20 protein-coding genes are annotated in these 15,201 nt (G+C 70.8%); 10 read left to right on the forward strand and 10 right to left on the reverse strand.

Annotation, left to right across the window (positions count from 1 at the left end; genetic code table 11):
* From BLS56_RS26640 to BLS56_RS26660, 5 genes are read left to right on the forward strand one after another with little or no spacing between them, the layout of a single operon-like run.
* Nucleotides 1–855, forward strand: coding sequence for a hypothetical protein (locus BLS56_RS26640; protein ID WP_091456349.1), 855 nt, complete (start codon nucleotides 1–3; stop codon nucleotides 853–855).
* An 11-nt stretch (nucleotides 856–866) separates the two neighbouring features.
* The gene (locus BLS56_RS26645; RefSeq protein WP_091456352.1) at nucleotides 867–1,601 is read left to right on the forward strand and encodes a phytanoyl-CoA dioxygenase family protein; all 735 of its coding nucleotides are present in this window, start codon (nucleotides 867–869) and stop codon (nucleotides 1,599–1,601) included.
* Nucleotides 1,598–1,936: a hypothetical protein gene (locus BLS56_RS26650; protein WP_091456354.1), complete on the forward strand. Its 339-nt coding sequence runs from the start codon at nucleotides 1,598–1,600 to the stop codon at nucleotides 1,934–1,936. Before BLS56_RS26645 ends, BLS56_RS26650 begins: the two co-directional genes overlap by 4 nt.
* On the forward strand, nucleotides 1,933–3,423 hold the full coding sequence (locus tag BLS56_RS26655) for a hypothetical protein (RefSeq protein ID WP_091456356.1): 1,491 nt from the start codon (nucleotides 1,933–1,935) through the stop codon (nucleotides 3,421–3,423). The genes BLS56_RS26650 and BLS56_RS26655 overlap by 4 nt, the downstream gene beginning before the upstream one ends.
* Complete coding sequence (locus tag BLS56_RS26660) at nucleotides 3,423–5,012, forward strand: asparagine synthetase B family protein (RefSeq protein WP_091456358.1); 1,590 nt, start codon at nucleotides 3,423–3,425, stop codon at nucleotides 5,010–5,012. The genes BLS56_RS26655 and BLS56_RS26660 overlap by 1 nt, the downstream gene beginning before the upstream one ends.
* Here the strand turns inward: BLS56_RS26660 and BLS56_RS26665 are convergent.
* A complete protein-coding gene (locus BLS56_RS26665) occupies nucleotides 5,009–5,407 on the reverse strand; it encodes a helix-turn-helix domain-containing protein (RefSeq protein WP_091456360.1) in 399 nt (132 codons plus the stop codon). The two genes, BLS56_RS26660 and BLS56_RS26665, sit on opposite strands and share 4 nt — an antisense overlap.
* Nucleotides 5,408–5,523: 116 nt before the next feature.
* Here BLS56_RS26665 and BLS56_RS26670 point away from each other — a divergent pair, with 116 nt between their 5' ends.
* Both BLS56_RS26670 and BLS56_RS26675 read left to right on the forward strand, forming a co-directional pair.
* The gene (locus tag BLS56_RS26670; RefSeq protein WP_091456363.1) at nucleotides 5,524–5,757 is read left to right on the forward strand and encodes a hypothetical protein; all 234 of its coding nucleotides are present in this window, start codon (nucleotides 5,524–5,526) and stop codon (nucleotides 5,755–5,757) included.
* Nucleotides 5,758–5,930: 173 nt separating this feature from the next.
* Nucleotides 5,931–6,137 carry a hypothetical protein gene (locus BLS56_RS26675; protein WP_091456365.1) on the forward strand — a complete coding sequence of 69 codons (207 nt, stop codon included), beginning with the start codon at nucleotides 5,931–5,933 and terminating at the stop codon, nucleotides 6,135–6,137.
* A gap of 32 nt (nucleotides 6,138–6,169) precedes the next feature.
* Here the strand turns inward: BLS56_RS26675 and BLS56_RS26680 are convergent, their stop codons facing one another.
* On the reverse strand, nucleotides 6,170–6,508 hold the full coding sequence (locus BLS56_RS26680; RefSeq protein WP_175483064.1) for a J domain-containing protein: 339 nt from the start codon (nucleotides 6,506–6,508) through the stop codon (nucleotides 6,170–6,172).
* Between the two features lie 89 nt (nucleotides 6,509–6,597).
* On the opposite strand from BLS56_RS26680, the gene BLS56_RS26685 reads away from it, so the two are divergent.
* On the forward strand, nucleotides 6,598–6,930 hold the full coding sequence (locus tag BLS56_RS26685; RefSeq protein ID WP_091456368.1) for a DUF6191 domain-containing protein: 333 nt from the start codon (nucleotides 6,598–6,600) through the stop codon (nucleotides 6,928–6,930).
* Between the two features lie 46 nt (nucleotides 6,931–6,976).
* Nucleotides 6,977–7,567: a dihydrofolate reductase family protein gene (locus BLS56_RS26690; RefSeq protein WP_091456370.1), complete on the forward strand. Its 591-nt coding sequence runs from the start codon at nucleotides 6,977–6,979 to the stop codon at nucleotides 7,565–7,567.
* A 303-nt stretch (nucleotides 7,568–7,870) separates the two neighbouring features.
* On the opposite strand, the gene BLS56_RS26695 is transcribed toward BLS56_RS26690, so the two are convergent.
* Genes BLS56_RS26695 through BLS56_RS26705 form a run of 3 tightly spaced genes read right to left on the reverse strand, consistent with a single transcriptional unit; the run spans nucleotide 7,871 to nucleotide 10,288 of the window.
* Complete coding sequence (locus BLS56_RS26695; RefSeq protein ID WP_091456372.1) at nucleotides 7,871–8,644, reverse strand: ESX secretion-associated protein EspG; 774 nt, start codon at nucleotides 8,642–8,644, stop codon at nucleotides 7,871–7,873.
* Nucleotides 8,645–8,648: 4 nt separating this feature from the next.
* Nucleotides 8,649–9,848 (reverse strand): hypothetical protein, encoded by a 1,200-nt coding sequence (locus BLS56_RS26700; RefSeq protein ID WP_091456375.1) that lies wholly within the window; start codon nucleotides 9,846–9,848, stop codon nucleotides 8,649–8,651.
* Nucleotides 9,845–10,288, reverse strand: a complete 444-nt coding sequence (locus BLS56_RS26705) for a hypothetical protein (protein WP_091456377.1) — start codon at nucleotides 10,286–10,288, stop codon at nucleotides 9,845–9,847. The genes BLS56_RS26700 and BLS56_RS26705 overlap by 4 nt, the downstream gene beginning before the upstream one ends.
* Nucleotides 10,289–10,433: 145 nt before the next feature.
* Between BLS56_RS26705 and BLS56_RS26710 the strand changes: the two genes are divergently transcribed.
* Nucleotides 10,434–11,060: a TetR/AcrR family transcriptional regulator gene (locus BLS56_RS26710; protein WP_228771962.1), complete on the forward strand. Its 627-nt coding sequence runs from the start codon at nucleotides 10,434–10,436 to the stop codon at nucleotides 11,058–11,060.
* A gap of 62 nt (nucleotides 11,061–11,122) precedes the next feature.
* Here BLS56_RS26710 and BLS56_RS26715 read toward each other — a convergent pair whose 3' ends face one another.
* The 5 genes from BLS56_RS26715 to BLS56_RS26735 form a co-directional block, all read right to left on the reverse strand.
* On the reverse strand, nucleotides 11,123–12,130 hold the full coding sequence (locus tag BLS56_RS26715) for an IS30 family transposase (protein WP_324187541.1): 1,008 nt from the start codon (nucleotides 12,128–12,130) through the stop codon (nucleotides 11,123–11,125).
* Between the two features lie 232 nt (nucleotides 12,131–12,362).
* Complete coding sequence (locus BLS56_RS26720) at nucleotides 12,363–13,019, reverse strand: single stranded DNA-binding domain-containing protein (protein WP_091456381.1); 657 nt, start codon at nucleotides 13,017–13,019, stop codon at nucleotides 12,363–12,365.
* A 32-nt stretch (nucleotides 13,020–13,051) separates the two neighbouring features.
* On the reverse strand, nucleotides 13,052–13,948 hold the full coding sequence (locus BLS56_RS26725) for an alpha/beta fold hydrolase (protein WP_091456384.1): 897 nt from the start codon (nucleotides 13,946–13,948) through the stop codon (nucleotides 13,052–13,054).
* Nucleotides 13,949–14,012: 64 nt separating this feature from the next.
* A complete protein-coding gene (locus BLS56_RS26730) occupies nucleotides 14,013–14,528 on the reverse strand; it encodes a DUF6194 family protein (RefSeq protein ID WP_228771963.1) in 516 nt (171 codons plus the stop codon).
* A 55-nt stretch (nucleotides 14,529–14,583) separates the two neighbouring features.
* Nucleotides 14,584–15,036: a hypothetical protein gene (locus BLS56_RS26735; protein ID WP_228771964.1), complete on the reverse strand. Its 453-nt coding sequence runs from the start codon at nucleotides 15,034–15,036 to the stop codon at nucleotides 14,584–14,586.
* Nucleotides 15,037–15,201: the final 165 nt, after the last annotated feature.

Genomic DNA, 15,201 nt, shown 5'->3' on the forward strand with positions numbered 1-15,201 from the left:
ATGGGCGACGGTTCCACCGACGATCGGGACGTTCTCTCGCACTCCGCCCTGCGGCACTACGTCCGCGACGTCTGTCCGCGAGACTATCTAGACCAACTGCTGGACGTGGTGCGAGAGCACACCGACGACGACCTTCCTTTTTACACCGACGCTGTGACGGCCGCGTTTTCCGACGCCGTACCGGTTTTCGCGCGGCCGCGCTACGTCGAGTTCTTCTGGCGCTGCGCGACGACCGTTCCGGGATACGCGGCCAGGGCCGTGCTGGCCAATGGTCCCGCCGAAAGCGAGGGGTCGGAGAAACTGTTCCGGCTGTGGCGGTCCGTGCACCACGACACCGCGGCGGCCGACCAGATCCTGCACCACGCGCGCGACGAGGCCGCGCATTCCCGGCTGTTCGTCCGGCTCACCGAGACCGCGTTTCCCGGATTCCTGTCGCCAGAGTCCGGCGACCGGCTGGAGTGGTCGCTGCCAGATGTCCGGGCCCGCCCGCTGGTCAAAACGGAGAACCCGATTCCACAGGAACACCTGATCGACCATCTCGTGCAGATGAACATCGGCGAGATCCGCACCCGGCTGCACATGCACCTGTTCGCTCCGGTTGTCTTCGGGCTCACCCCGAAGCGAAACAAGGCGACCACGCGCCGCATTCTCGAAGGCCTGGTGCGCGACGAAGTCCGGCACATCGGCTACACCGCCGCCCTGATGGAAGGCTGGGCCCGCGACGGGGCGGCCGAGCGCATCCGGCGCCTCTATTCGGGCAGGCTGGCCATTTTCAACCGCATCACCGTCGAGCAGACCGAGGCCGCCGTGCGCGACCACGGCCGCGGCGAGTTCCCCGACCTCATCGAACTCTAGGAACGGCCCTGGTGACCGACGACCTCGACCCGCTCGCCGAACAAGTCCACGAGCAGGGGTGGTGCGTGCTGCCGGAGGTGATTCCGGACCGCGCGCTGCCCGCGGTCGCGGACCTCATCCGCGCCGAGGACCACGCGCAGGCGCCCGCGTGCGCCGCGACCTGGACGCCCACCAGCAACGGCAGCGCGGACACCAGCCGATACCAGCGGATCTCGAAGGCCGCGGGGATCGTGGCGAAACTGGGGGAGCGGGCCGGTTTCGTCGCAGGCGACCGCCTGATCGGCGTGGTGCGCAGCCTGCTCGGCGGCTACGCGCGGGTGTCGAGCGACTTCGGCATCGTGACCCGGCCCGGCGCCCGGCGCGGGTTCTGGCACTGCGACTGGCCGTTCGACCAGTCGACGGCCGCCCGCATCCCGCAGCCCTACGGCGACGCCATCGCCGCCCGGCCGCATTTAGAGGAACGGCAGGTGACCGGGCCCGAGGGCAGCGCCGTGCTCTACGACGCCCGCCTGTGGCACGCGGTCGCGCCTAACCGCGCCGGGGAAAGCCGGATCGCGCTGGCCGTCCGGTACGCGCCCTGGTGGCTCAACCTCGAAGTCCGGCGGCCAGGCTCCACGCAGGCGCTGCTCGTGGACGAACTCATGGACGGCAGGCCCACCACGGCCCCGCCGCTCGTGGCGGCCGAGTTCGACGCCCTCCCGACCGAGGTCCGCCCGCTCTACGCGCACTGGGTGGCCCGCCCGTGACAGCCGCGCCCGAGGTCGACGAGGCTGGCGAGGGTGGCGACACCGCGCCACTGCGGCTGCGGCACGGCCGCCACCTGCTCCCGATGCCCCAACTGGCCGCCCTGGACACGGGGCTCTTCGAGATCCTCGCCGCCACCCCAGCGGGCATCGCCGAGACCGCGGCCCGGCCGGGCACAACCGGCCGCGCGGCCGGGGCGATGCCTGCCGTCGAGGCCGCGCTCGGCTTCCTGGACGCCCCGCCCGGCGGCGGGTCCGCCCGCACCGAGCGGGCGCGCGCCTACCTGCTGCGGGAAAGCCCGCTCTACAGCGTCGTCTCGGGCAGGCGGCCGTCGTGATCATCGCCTGTCTTCTCGGCGCGGCGCTGCTGGCGCACGAGCTGCTCTACCTGGCCCGCGACGGCGGCGAGTACTTGCGGCGCTGTTTCGTCCCCACGCTGGGCTTGCGGCTGCGCTCCCGGACCCATGCCGTGCTGCACCTGGCGTTCATGGCCGCGTGTGTCTGGATGACGGTCCAGCCGTCGTCGCCGCTCGCGCACCTGGCGGTCTTCTCGCTGCTGCTCTTGGTGATCGCGAGCTATTCGCTGCGGGTGTCGAACCACTTGGTGCTGGCGCTGTTCATGCTCGCGGTGATCCTGCTGGCCGACTGCGCTGCGCTGTTCGGCGTGCCGAGGGCGGAAAGCCAGGCGGTGCAGGCCGTCGGCGTCCAGTGGCTGGTGATTCTCACCTACCTGCTGGCGTTCACGCACAAGCTCAACCGCGGTTTCCTTTCGCTGGACGGTTACGCGGGCGCTCTCGCCGCGTTCGTCTGCTGGGACCGAGACGTCCGCGATCCGCGGCTGGTCGACCGGATCAAAAGCTGCTCGATCGTGAGCACTCTGGTGTGCGAACTCGCCGTGCCGGTGCTGCTGATCGCGCCGCAGACCCGGGGCGTGGGAATGCTGGTGGGCATCGCGTTCCACTTCGGCCTCGCTTTGGTGGGCATCGTGAACTTCTCGGCCGTGATGTACGCCGGGCTCGCCGCCTTTCTGCCGTGGGCCGCCCACTCGGACTGGCCCGCGCTCCCGCTGGACGCCACGGCCGCCGTCGCCGGGGTGGCCGCCGTCGCGCTGGTGTGGCTGGTGACCCCGCACCGGGCCAACTGGAACCTGCCCTACCGGCACCGCGGTCCGGCGTGGGTGATCCAGACGGTGTTCGGTCTGCTCACGGCATGGTTCCTGCTGGCGGTCGCGCAGACCTTCGCCGACCCCGGGGCCGCGGACCACCAGGTGCCTGCCGGGTTGTGGTCGCCGCTGGCGCTGGTGCTCGGCCTGTTCGCGGTCAACGGGCTGATGCCGTATCTGGGGGTCAAGACCGAGTTCAGCATGGCGATGTTCAGCAACCTGCACTGCGCCAAGTGGAATCATCTGGTCTTCCCCGCCCGGTGGCGGCTCTGGGACGGGGCCCGCTATCTCACCGTCGAGCGGATCAAGGGACTGCCCTCGTCGGATGAGCTCGACGGCGACCAAGCCGCGGAGTTGGCGTGGACTGTCCTCTCGCAACCGGGGGCCTTCGAGATTCGGCCGTACTTCTTCTTCGAGGCGCTGCACCGGGTGTGCGTGGCAGTGCGGCGGCCGGTGACGGTCGTGGCGAGTGTCCGCTTCGACGGCCGCGAGTTCATCGTGTGGGCGAACCCGAAGTCCACACCGGAATCCATGCGGCCCGCCGGGTTCCCGCGGTGGCGGCGGCTCAACCTGTTCCCCTCCGTGCTGCCCGCCAGCGTGGACGCGCCGCACTCCGAACAGGGCTCGGTCCTCTCCGCCGACCGTGACAGGCAGCTCTTCTGATGTGGCGCTGGAAGCCGGACGGCCGCCCGCCGACCTGGGGCAACGGGTACGCCACGGCCCGGCACGGCGCGCGCCGGATCGCGGTCACCGGAAGCGTTTTCGGCGCGGGCAGCGCGACCGCGGACCTGATTCTGGACCAGCTCACCGAGCACGGGGTGGCCGGGCTGCGTGACCTCGACGGCCAGTTCGCCTTCGTGTTCTGGGACAGGGAAAGCCGACGGCTGATCGCGGGCCGCGACCGGTTCGGGGGCAAAACGCTGTACTGGCAAGAGAACGCGGACGGCCTCGTGATCGCCGACCGGGTCAGCGCGCTCGGCGTGGGCAAGCCGAGGCTGAACGTGGCGGCCGCGGTGGACTTCCTCGTCAACGGCTTCACCGATCAGGACGACAGCACGCTCATCGAGGGAATCCACCAGCTCCCACCGGGTTCGGTCCTCGATCTGAACCTGCGCGAGTGGACTCCGGGCGCCGCGGGACCAGCCGTGCGGGAATGGTGCCCGCTGCCCGCGCCGGACACGCTCGACCTCGGGCCGGACGAGGCGGCCGCCGAGTTCCGGACTCGGCTGCGGGCCGCGGTGCGCCGCGCGGCGCCGGGCGCGCTGCTGCTGTCCGGCGGTCTCGACAGCTCCGCGATCGCCGCTTTCCTGCCCGCCGAACCAGCTGTGCCAACCTACAAGGCGTATTTCGGTGTGCCTGAGCATGATCAGGCCGAGGTGGTCGCGGAAGTCGTTGCCCGCGGCGGAATGACCCACCATCGCGCGATGGTCGGTGGCGCCGATCTGATGCGGCACCGGGACACTCTCGTCGCCGCGCTCGAAGTCCCGTATGAGCGTTCCATCATCGCGGCCCACTGGGCGGTGCGCGCCCGGATGGCCGAGGACGGCGTCCGGGTGAGCCTCGACGGCATCGGCGCCGACGAGCAACTCGGCGGATACGTGCCGTGGCAGCGGTCGTTCGCGGCGCCGCGGCGGGGCGACCACGTGCCGGGCCTGCCCTTTGTGAGCACGTCGCACCCGCCCGGGCACCTGGCGGACCCGCACGCGCACCTGGGCTGGCTCGCGGAAGACCTGCGGCCGGTGGGCGCGGAGGCCATGCGGGACGAGCGCTTCCCGCCGATCCGGTCGTTCGGCGAGCTGTGCCGCCACCACCTGCGCTTCGGCGCGCTGCCGATGCTGCTGCGCCAGAACCGGGAAATCGGCTCGGCCTTCGGGCAGGATGCGCGGTCGCCGTTCCTCGACCGGAGCCTGGTCGACCTGTCGATCGGGCTGGGCGGCGCGCACAAACTGGTGAACGGGCACAGCAAACAGGTGCTGCGGTCGGCCGTCCGCGACCTCGTCCCGCCACGCCTGCTGCGGCGGGCGGAGAAGGTGAGCTATTCGGGGCTGGAGGTCGCCTGGCTGCTGGACAACTCGCTCGACCGCCTGCGGGCCGAAGCCGACCGCGCGGCCGAGGAATGGCCCGACCTGCTGGACCCGACCGCGCTACGTGCCTCGGCCGCCCCGTCGCGGCCGGACAAGACGACGGTCCTGCGGCTGTGGCGGGTGACCTGTTTCGCCGCCTGGGCCCGGATTTTCGCCGTGACCGGCTAGCGGGCCCCGTCGGCGGTCGCGCCGCCATCCCTGGTCGCGGTGTCGTCGGCGGTCGCGGTGGCGTCGGTCGTTGTGCCGTCGGTGGTTGTGGCGTGGCCGAGGCGGACGCGGAGTTCGGCGATCTCGGTGCGGGCCGCGGCCAGGTCGTCCTCCAGCCGCAGGATGCGGGCGGCGGCGGTGCGGGTGTGGCCGTCGTCGAACAGGGCCCGGAAACGCACCGCGAACGCGAGTTGGCGGCGCGAGTACCGGCGGTGGCCGCCGGAGGACCGGTGCGGCACCAGCATCCCGGCCGCGTCGAGGCCGCGCAGGAACGCCTGCCGCACGCCCAGCAGGTCAGCGGCCTGGCCGGTGGTGTAGGCGGGGTAGTCCTCGTCGTCGAGGTCGCTCAGGCCCACGGGCCGTTTCCCTTCCCGGTGATAGCGGCAGTAGGCGCTTGACGAAACCTACAGCGGTTGCTATATAAATCTTACATCGGTTAGTTGCCTGGTGAGAGTCCGGGGAGTGAGCCGACGTGCTGAACCTGAGGCAGGACTGGACATTCGCGGACCTGGTGTCCCACGACGAGGACTGGGTGCGCGCGGAGTTCGACGCCATCGTCGCCGCCAACTTCGGCGAGGTGTCGCGCGAGCGCCCCGAAGTCCCCGGCGTCCGGGTCCGGCCGGTGTCCAGTCCGGGAGCGCGGCGAGCGGGCCGGTCGACACCCGCTGCCGACTCCCGTCAGCGGTCGCCTCCGGCCGCGCGGTGATGTGCGAGAACCGTAGTGAGCCATTGCCGAGCGGGTATGGTCCCGTGGCTGTCCGGTCCGTCGTGGTGCGTCCCCCAGGGGTCACCCTCGCGTCCGAGAGACGCCTGTCCGAGACGGCCATCGGGACCTCCCGCGTGTCCCGGGTTCGCGGACGACTCGATGAGGTGCCCACCATGAATCCTCTGAATCTTCCTGACCAGGACTTCGACAAGCCGATCGCCGACGTCGTGGAGCAGCGACGGTTCGCCCGGGTGCGCGACGAGGTCGACGACGCGGAGCAGACCCAAGACCTGGAAGAGGCCACCGTCGGCGAGGCGGACCCGGCCGACGTCGCCGACCAGCACCGCCCGGTCCCCGAGCGCCCCGAGCCGTGGCCGTGAGCTTTTCCGATCTCGGGTGAGGTGGACCCGCGTCACCGGTGCCTGCGGACCGGTCCGACACGGATGAACGGCCCACGCACGCGACGGACGCCGACGCGGTCCGTGATGTCGCCCTGGGATGCCGAGCCGGTCGCCCGTTCGGCGCGGCCGCGGCCGTGGGCCCGGTCGTACGCTGCCCGGCGCAGGGGATCGCGCAGCGTCTCGTGGGCGGCGATCACCCGGGCGAGCGCCCGCTCGGCCGCGGCCGGGTCGCCCCCGGCCCGGGTGTCCGGGTGGAGTCGGCGGACCAGGTCCCGGTAGGCGCGCCCGATCTCCTCGGCCGACGCGGTGGGCGCCACCCCGAGGACCGCGTAGAGGTCCTGCTCCGCCACGTCCGGACAACGACCAGGCGGACGCGTCGGTTCCGCGCCCGCAGACCCGATGGTGGAACCCGTTCGGGTGACCGAATCGTTGTCGCTGGGTGGACACGACGGAGCTGGTGCTGAGTCTGGCCATCCCGGGCAGCACGCTGCTGCTGGTGGCCGCCGGGGTGTGCGAGCTACGGCGGCAGCGGCGGCGCGGACGCTCCGGGACACCGGTCACCGCGACCTATGTCAACGAGTTCACCGCCATCTTCTACGGCGCCAAGCGGATGGAACTCGACCACCGCGACTCCATGTCGATGATGCGCGAAGAAGACGCCCAGGGCGGCCCGCCCGGATACGGCGTCGACCTGGAGCGCGGGGTCGTGGTCCTGCCCACACCGGAGATATCGTCCGGGGACGTCGAGACCCGCCGCTTCGCTCCGTCTTAGGTGCGGTGCGGGGCGACGGCGTCCCGCCCGACACGAGGAGTGAGCGATGGGCAAGGTCACCTGCGACATATCGGTCTCCGTCGACGGCTACGTGGCGGGTCCCGACCAGCGGCTGGACCAGCCCCTGGGCGAGGGAGCCGAGCCGAGCCTGCACCGGTGGATGTTCGACGAGCCCGACGCGAACGCCGCCGAACTGGCCAAGATCACCGACGCGGGCGCGTTCATCATGGGGCGCAACATGTTCAGCCCCGGCCGCGGCGAGTGGGACCTGGACTGGACCGGCTGGTGGGGCGACGAGCCGCCCTACCACGCCCCGGTCTTCGTCCTCACCCACCACGAGCGCGCGCCGCTGCCGATGGCCGGTGGCACGACCTTCCACTTCGTGACCGGCGGCATCACCGAGGCACTGGACCGCGCGCGGGCGGCGGCGGGCGACCGAGACGTCGCGATCGCGGGCGGGGCGGCCACGGTGAACCAGTTCCTGGCCGCCGGACTCATCGACGAACTGCGCCTGCACGTCGCGCCCGTGCTGCTCGGCCGGGGCGAGCGGCTGTTCGACGGCGTCGGCCGGATCGACCTCACCCCGCTCGGCGTGCGGCACACCGGCTTGGTCACCCACCTCACCTACGCGCCCTGAGCGCCACGCCGTCCCGGAAGTCGATCTGGCCGCACCCCTCGGCGGCCAGCGGCGACTCGGTCGGGACGAGGGTCTTGGCTCACATGGCATCGGCGGCCTGCCCGGTGGGCGCGGGACGCACTCCCTGGTCCGGCGGCGGCCGCGCTTTCCTCGCGCCCCCGGTTCTCGGCTCACCTGCCCAGCGTGCCCGAGGACCGGGGGCCGGACGTAGTCCGCACGTGCACATGTGCTTGACCCTGAGTCCACAGTTTGCGGGCAGGAACCAGCCCCTTCGGCAGGGCGAGGTCGTGCGCCGGGGTTTTCTCAGCCTGCGGCGAGTTCGCCGAAGGCGCGGTGGACGTGGGAGCGCAGGGCGGTCGCGTCCGCCGGGGTGACGGTGACCCAGAGGCGGCCGTCCGGCCCGGGGGAGGTGATCGCCAGGTAGCGGCCGTCGTCGCGGCGGTCGAACCAGCGGGCGGCCAGGGCGCGGCGTTTGCGGCCGGACGAATCGCGCAGGGTGATGCCGATCTGGCCGCCCGCGGGGTGGGTGCCGCGCAGCAGGGCGCGCAGGTCGGCCGGGGCGTCGGGGGCGGGGTCCCACGGGTCCGGGTCGGGCTCGGGGGAGTCCGGTGTGGACAGTGTGTCCGCCGGGACCGGTCGCGGGCGCCACTGTCCTGGCGTCGAGCCGGGCAGCTCGCCCAGCGTCGCGTCCACCAGGCGCTGTGGGGCGATGTCGGTGAGTGTCAGGTCGCCCCCCGTGTGCGGGGACGGGCCGGATTCCTGGCGCAGCAGGACGGTCCGGTCGGCGCAGCGGGCGGTGATCACCCGGACCGGGGACTGGGCGCCGCCGGTCAGCCACACCGAGTCGAGCCAGTGGTCGGCCCGCGCCACCACGCGCAGCGCCCGCTCCAGGTCCGGGTCGGGGGCGGACACGTGGAAGAGGCCGCGCCCGCGCAGGTCGTCGCGGACGCGCTGGGCGATGGCGGCGCGCTCGCGGTCGGTGCGGCCGAAGCTGGGGACCTGCAACGGGAACGGGTAGTCCCCGAGGCCCAGGGTCTGCCACAGGAAGTCGAACTCGGTGGTGCTCAACGACCACATGCGCTCACCCGCCGATGATCGGCTTGGCGCACGGGGCGTCCGCGGAGAACAGGCCGGTGTCCTCCTTCTGGACGTACTTGGTCAACCGTTCCTCGTCGTCGTCGTCGCCCTGCGCCCGCCCGCCCGCGCCGCCGGGCACGCCGTGGCCCAGCCCGCGTCCGCCCGCGCCTGCCGCGCCGCGCGAGCCGGGGCGGGCCGCGCCGCCCGTCGGGCCCAGGCCGGTCACCGGGCCGCGGCCGAACGGAAGGCCGCCCGGCACGCCGTTTCCGACGCCGGTGGTGACGCCCGTGGCCACACCGGGAAGGCCGGAAGCCGAGCCGCCGCCGGGCACACCGGCGAACGAACTCGCCGTCGTGCCACCGCCGCTGCCCGGGTGCGCGGACGAGACCGCCGCGGCGAACGCGGGCGTGGTCGAGTCGACCTCGACGTAGCCGCCGGAGTAGTAGCGGTCCATCACCTCGGCCGCGCGCTGCCGCGCCTGCTCGTGCTCGGCGAACTGCACGGCCATGTCGCCACCGCCGCCGACCGCGCCGCCTGCCGCCGCGCCCAGTGCCGCGCCAGCCAGCGCCCCGGCCGGGCCCGCGACCACCGCGCCCGCGACCGCGCCGACCACGCCGCCGATCAGCGCGCCCTCGGCGGCCACGACCAGCAGGCGCTGCCAGTTGAAGTCCTGCGCCTCGGGCAGGTTCACCTTGGCGAGGTCGACGGCCGCCGCGGCTTGGTGGATCCGGGTGCCGGTGCCGTCGACGGCAGCCCCGAACGCCGTGCCCCACTCGGCGAACGCGGCGCAGTACCCGTCGGCGGCCGCCGCGGCGGCGCCGGTCCAGGTCTCGGCGACCGCGGAGGTCACCTCGCGGCGGAAGGTCTCGAAGCTGTCGGTGATCTGCTTGCCCAAGGCCTGCCAGTCCGACCCGGTCGCGGCGATGCCGTCCTGGTTGATCCCGTCGAGCAGGGCGTGCATCTCCTGGAGTTCCCAGGCCCGCCAGTTGTCGAGTTCGGCGATCGTGGGGGCGTCGAAGCCCGCGCCAGCCGCGTCGGCCTTCTGGTCGCCCTGCGCGGCGAGCGCGTCCCGGCGGGCGTCGCGGTCCGCGGTGGCCAGGGCCTGGTCGCGGGCCCGGGCCTCGCGCGCGCCGGGGCCGTCGGTGCCGACCAGCGCGGACTGCACCTCCAGGACGGGACTGAGCAGCTGTTCGACGGCGTTCACGCGCGCGTCCTCTCGGCCAGGTTCCGAAACTCCGCGGTCGCGTGCGTCTCGGTGTTGTCATAGGCGGCCGCCGCGGTGTCGTAGGCGGTCGCGAGCCGCGCGAGCAGGTCGCGCGACTGGGTTAGCAGGCCGACCATCGACGCTGGCCCGTCGCCAGCCTTGGCGGCGAACTTGCGGGAGAGGGAGTCGCCGACCGCGCACTGGCCGAAGTTGTCCGCCCGGGCGAGCACCCGCGCGGCGGCGAGCGCGTCCTCGACCCGTTTGGCCTGGTCCCGGCACGCCTTGGCGGCGCGGCGGGCGCCATCGGGGTCGACGGTGAACCCGTCAGTGGTCAGCAGCGCCTCGATCTGGGCCTGCCGCCCGATCAGCTCGTCCAGCGCCCCCGCCGAGTCGGCGAAGTCCGCGCCGCCGCTGTCCGGCCCGTTGTCCGGCTCGCGCATGACGCCCCCTCAGATTGTGATCGTCATCCAGATTGCGGTCGCAATGTTAGCGTAGCGGTGCTGGCGAACGCGGCGAGTTGGCAGCATCTCTCCAGGTACTCTCGCCGGGTTCACTCCACGGATGACCTCTAGGGCGGGACCGACAGTGACTGCACGCCGAATGCCGCGCGCGGAGCGGGCCGCGCAGACCAAGGCGGAACTGCTGGCCGCTGCGGCTCGGGTGTTCGCCCGGCGCGGATACGCCGGGGCGTCGATCGCCGACATCGCCGAAGAAGCCGGATACAGCCACGGTGCCGTGTACTCGAACTTCGAGAGCAAGCAGGAGCTGTTCTTCGCGCTGTTCGACGCCAGCACCGACGACCGGGTCGAGATGATCACCGCGTTCTTCGCGCAGGCCAGTGGGACGTTCGCTGAGCGGGTCAAGGCACTGGCGGACGCGAGCACCCGGCAGGTTCGGGACGACCCGGATCGGTTCTTGCTCAACTTGGAGTTCTCACTGGTCGCCGCGCGGGACCCGGCGTTGCGTGAGCGGTTCATCGAGCGGATCGCGGCGATTCCTCGGGCTATCGCCGGGATTATCGCGGATGAGCAGCGGGCTGGGCGGATCGATGGTTCGGTTGACCCGATGGAGTTGGCGTTGGGGATTCACGCGTTGGGGGTTGGGCTGGGGATTGATCACTGGATCGTGCCTGGGGCGGTTCGGCCGGAGTTCTTTGGGGAGCTGGTGGGGCGAATTATGTCTACGGTGGCGGTTCCGGAGGTTGACGGCTAGTTCGCTGGTTGGCTCTGGTGGTTTGCTCGATGAGGTGGAGTGGTTTCTTCGGGGCCTTGGTCTCAAGTGATCGTTGCGACACCGTGGTTGATCAGGAGTTGGTTGAGTTTTTCGGTGGGGGTTGCCCAGCCCAGGGTCATGCGGGGCCGCCCGTTGAGCTCGCGGGCGACCTCGTCCAAGTGGGCCTGGGAGTGCACCGACAGGTCGGTGCCTTTCGGGAAGTACTGGCGCAGCAACCCGTTCGTGTTCTCGTTCGACCCGCGCTGCCATGGTGAATGCGGATCACAAAAATAGACCGGCATCCCGGTCGCGAGGGTGAACCTCGCGTGCTCGCCCATCTCCGTTCCCCGGTCCCACGTCAACGAGTTCTTCAGAAACCCGGGCAGCGTCCGCATCTTCAACGTCAACAAGGTGGCCACCCGGTCGGCGGAGCGGTCGTGCGGGACCCGGATCAGCATCACGAACCGGGTCTGGCGTTCTACCAGTGTGGCGATCTGGGATTTGCAGGCCGACCCGAGGATCAGGTCGCCTTCCCAGAACCCGGGCACCGCCCGATCGTCGGCCTCCTTGGGGCGTTCGCTGATCGAGACCATGCCCGCGATCCGGTCATGCGCCGGGGCCCTTTTCGCTGGTGAGACCCGCTTCGCCCGCCCCGACCGCAACGCCCGGTACAACAACGCCCGCAACTCGCCCCGGCCCTGGACGAACAACGTCTGATAGATCGTCTCGTGCGAGATGCGCATCTCCTCGTCGTCGGGGTGATCCGCACGCAACCGGGTCGCTATCTGGCATGGGGACCACCGCAAGGCCAGCCTCTCCATCACATAGTCCCGGACCCGACCCGCCCGTTCCAGTTTCCGTTCCTTCGGCCGGGCCCGCATCCGCCTGGCCCGCCGATCAGCGGCCACCGCACGATATTTCTGGTTGCCACCGTTACGGGCGATCTCCCGAGAGATCACCGAATGATGCCTGCCCACCAACAACGCGATCCCACGATGAGACCGACCAGAGGCCAACTCCCGCGAAATCGTCTCCCGCTCATCCAACGACAACGACACATTCAACGCCACAGGACGACACTCCGATCAGTCCCCAAGATCATCCCACAGCGTCGCACTGACCAGTTGAGACCAAGGGCCCCTACGAAGGAAGATCGCCCGTGTGAAAGAGGGTGGGAAGCCTGCGGCATCACACGCGCGGCCAGCTTAGCGATCTTCCTTCTCCCCGAAGAAACCACTCCACCCCATCGAGCACCTGGCGAGCCTCGGTTCGGCCTGGCAGGCGCTCGGGTGTTTCTGGAGGTTAGTGCGTGCGGATGTCGTGTGGGGAGCGTGGGAGGATTTCGTAGTCGGCGTTGAATTGGCCGCTGAAGCCGGTTATCAGCATTCGTTGGCCTGGGTGGAAAGTGGTGACGTCGATGCCGGTTTCGAGGTTGACGAAGACCTGGACCTCGCCTGAGCCGTCGTCCACCCAGAACTTGTGGCCGAACGGGAGGTCGCTGGTGGGTGTCTGGGTGACCTTGCCGAACACCCGCACTAGCCTGCCCTCGGTTGATTCGTTTACGCCGGAGGTGGGCACCCATTTTGGTGGGATTGGTGGGCCGGGGTGTCCTAGTGTGACGTCGGTGTCGGTTGTGGGCACGAGGATGAGTAGGCCGAAGCTGTCGCGCAGGGTGCCGGTCACCCGGGCGCGGTGGCCGGGTTTGGCGTCGAGTTTGGTTGGCAGGCTGATGTAGATGCCCGCGCTCGCGTCCTGCAGGGCGAAGCCCTTGTCGAAGAAGCTTGACTCGAACGCGCCGGGTTGGGTGGTCACCGTGCCGTGCACGGTGACGACCGTGCCCAACGGGAGAGTCCTTGCCGTGGCAATGGGAATCGCCTGGGTTGGGGTGGCTGATGCGGGCGGTGTGACCAGCGCGGTTGCCAGCAGCGTGATGAACACCAGGGTGCGCAGTGACGCCATGGCAAGCCTTTCCTCGGTGTGGAGGCTGTCGATTATCGCACCGTGGACAGGAACTCCGCGAGTGCTCTCGTGGTGGGTTCGGGGGCCTCTTCCGGCACGTAGTGGTCGCTGGGGACGGCTTGGCCGCGCACGTCGTCGGCGTAGTCGCGCCAGATGTCGAGGACGTTGTAGTGGCGGCCGACGAAACTGTGTTCGCCCCACAGGGCCAGGAGCGGCGCGGTGACTCCGCGGCCCGCGTCGGCGTCGGCGTCGTCGTGGGTGAGGTCGATGGTCGCGGCCGCGCGGTAGTCCTCGCAGGAGGCGTGGATGGCATCGGGGTTCGCGAAGCAGCGGACGTACTCGGCTTGGGCGGCGGGGGAGAAGGGGGTGCTGCCGCTGTGCCGGATGTCCATTCGGTTGCGCACCCAGAACTCCGGGTCCTTGCCGATCAGGTGCTCGGGGATGCCGCCGCCCGCTGCGAGGAAGAACCAGTGGAAATAGCCGAGGCCGAACGCGGTGTCTGCGGTGCGGAACGTGTGCCGCGTCGGCACGATGTCCAGCACCGCCAGCGCGGAGACCGCGTCCGGGTGGTCCAGGGCGAGGCGGTGCCCGACCCGGCCGCCCCGGTCGTGGCCCGCGACGGCGAACCGCTCGAAGCCCAGGTCCCGCATGACCAGCAGCTGGTCGCGGGCCATCGCGCGTTTCGAATACGGGGCGTGGTCGGGGGCCGACGGTGGCTTGTCGCTGTCGCCGTAGCCGCGCAGGTCGGTCAGGACCACGGTGTGGGTGGCGGTGAACCTCGGCGCGATGTGGTGCCAGATCAGGTGGGTCTGCGGGTAGCCGTGCAGCAGCAGGAGCGGCGGGCCGCTTCCCGCGACGCGGACGTTGATCCGCACCCCGTCGGCGTCGACGGTGTGCCGGGTGAACTCGGGTGGCAGCAGGTCGCCCATGCCTTCGATTCCACCAGCGGACAAGCTGGTGCGCTTGGGATTGTGGCGAGCGGCGCACCGGTGATCACGACCTGGTCCGCCGGGCGCGTTGGTTGGCGTGCTTGTGCACCGCGAACCGGTGGGCCTCGGCCAACAGGTCCCGCACGGTGTCCAGCGTCGCGGGGCCGGGCGAGACCACGCAGACCCAGTGCCGGCCCGCATAGACCGGATGCGGCAGCAGAGTGTCCACTGTGGAGTAGTCAAAACCCGTTTCCCACACGCCGTCGCCGTCGCGTGTGGTCGGGGCGGCCCCGAAAAGCTCGCTGTAGCGGGCCTTGGTGAGACCGATGTTCACCCGGTAAACACCTGGCCGGTCCAACCGGGAGACCTGGTCGTAGTGATCGCCGGTCACGACCGTCGCGAAGGGAAACCCGCGCTCGGCGGGAAGGTCGCCGTCCGGGTCGTGGATGAAGAACGCGTCCCCGGCGTTCTCCGCGACCCGGACTCCGGGAAAGCTCTCGCGGATATAGCGCGTCATCTCTTGGGCGTCCACGCCGATCAATCCTTTCAGCCGGGGAAAACCGCCCCTCAAGTATGTCATTGACCTCCCCAGTGAGACTTCGCCGAAGAAAAGGCAGGACAGCGCGCGGAAACCCTCAACCCAAGAGCCAACCCAGAGTGTCGCGGTGGCGGTGGAGGCCCACGGCATCGAACTCGTCGCGGTGGCCACCGCTGGTGACGCCGAGCCGCCGAAGCGCCCGCGAGATCGGCGTGCCCTCGGCCGGGAACGGCTCGCCCTCGGCCAGGTAAAGCGGGCCGAGGACGACGTTCCCGCCGTCCCACACCTGTGCGCTCTGCGCGCCGACGCCGCCGAAGTACTCGGCTTCCAGATAGGCCACCGGACCGTGAACCGAGCAGGCGGCCAGCGCGCGGTCGAACCCGGCGGGCAGGTCCGCGAACCCGGCCTCCGGGGGTGCTCCGACGCGGGCGACCGCTGCGCGGAGGGCGGTGGTCATCGGGAGCAGGGACAGGTGGTGTCCGAGCGGCATGACGACCGCGTGCTCCAGATCGTCAACCAGTTGGCGCAGCACAGGGCGGGTGGCGGTCACCGCTTGTAGACAGTACACATGGGCATTGTCGCGCTACCCGCTGTCACGATCGCCTCGATCGGGTGAAGATCGGGGGTGGGTGCTTTACCGTGCACTACTGTGGCTTCCCCCTGCGCGGAAGTTCCCCCGCCGCGTCGGGCTTAGCCACGCTCACGACTCGTGACA

Origin of the sequence: Actinokineospora iranica (genome assembly GCF_900101685.1) — a bacterium.
Classification (GTDB): domain Bacteria; phylum Actinomycetota; class Actinomycetes; order Mycobacteriales; family Pseudonocardiaceae; genus Actinokineospora; species Actinokineospora iranica.

Excerpts from the sequence above, each read along its gene's own strand:
- BLS56_RS26690 (WP_091456370.1), top strand. The coding sequence starts at position 6,977 with ATGGGCAAGGTCACCTGCGACATATCGGTCTCCGTCGACGGCTACGTG.
- BLS56_RS26640 (WP_091456349.1), top strand. The coding sequence starts at position 1 with ATGGGCGACGGTTCCACCGACGATCGGGACGTTCTCTCGCACTCCGCC.
- BLS56_RS26675 (WP_091456365.1), top strand. The coding sequence starts at position 5,931 with ATGAATCCTCTGAATCTTCCTGACCAGGACTTCGACAAGCCGATCGCC.
- BLS56_RS26725 (WP_091456384.1), bottom strand. The coding sequence starts at position 13,948 with ATGGGCGACCTGCTGCCACCCGAGTTCACCCGGCACACCGTCGACGCC.
- BLS56_RS26660 (WP_091456358.1), top strand. The coding sequence starts at position 3,423 with ATGTGGCGCTGGAAGCCGGACGGCCGCCCGCCGACCTGGGGCAACGGG.
- BLS56_RS26705 (WP_091456377.1), bottom strand. The coding sequence starts at position 10,288 with ATGCGCGAGCCGGACAACGGGCCGGACAGCGGCGGCGCGGACTTCGCC.
- BLS56_RS26695 (WP_091456372.1), bottom strand. The coding sequence starts at position 8,644 with ATGTGGTCGTTGAGCACCACCGAGTTCGACTTCCTGTGGCAGACCCTG.
- BLS56_RS26730 (WP_228771963.1), bottom strand. The coding sequence starts at position 14,528 with ATGACATACTTGAGGGGCGGTTTTCCCCGGCTGAAAGGATTGATCGGC.
- BLS56_RS26720 (WP_091456381.1), bottom strand. The coding sequence starts at position 13,019 with ATGGCGTCACTGCGCACCCTGGTGTTCATCACGCTGCTGGCAACCGCG.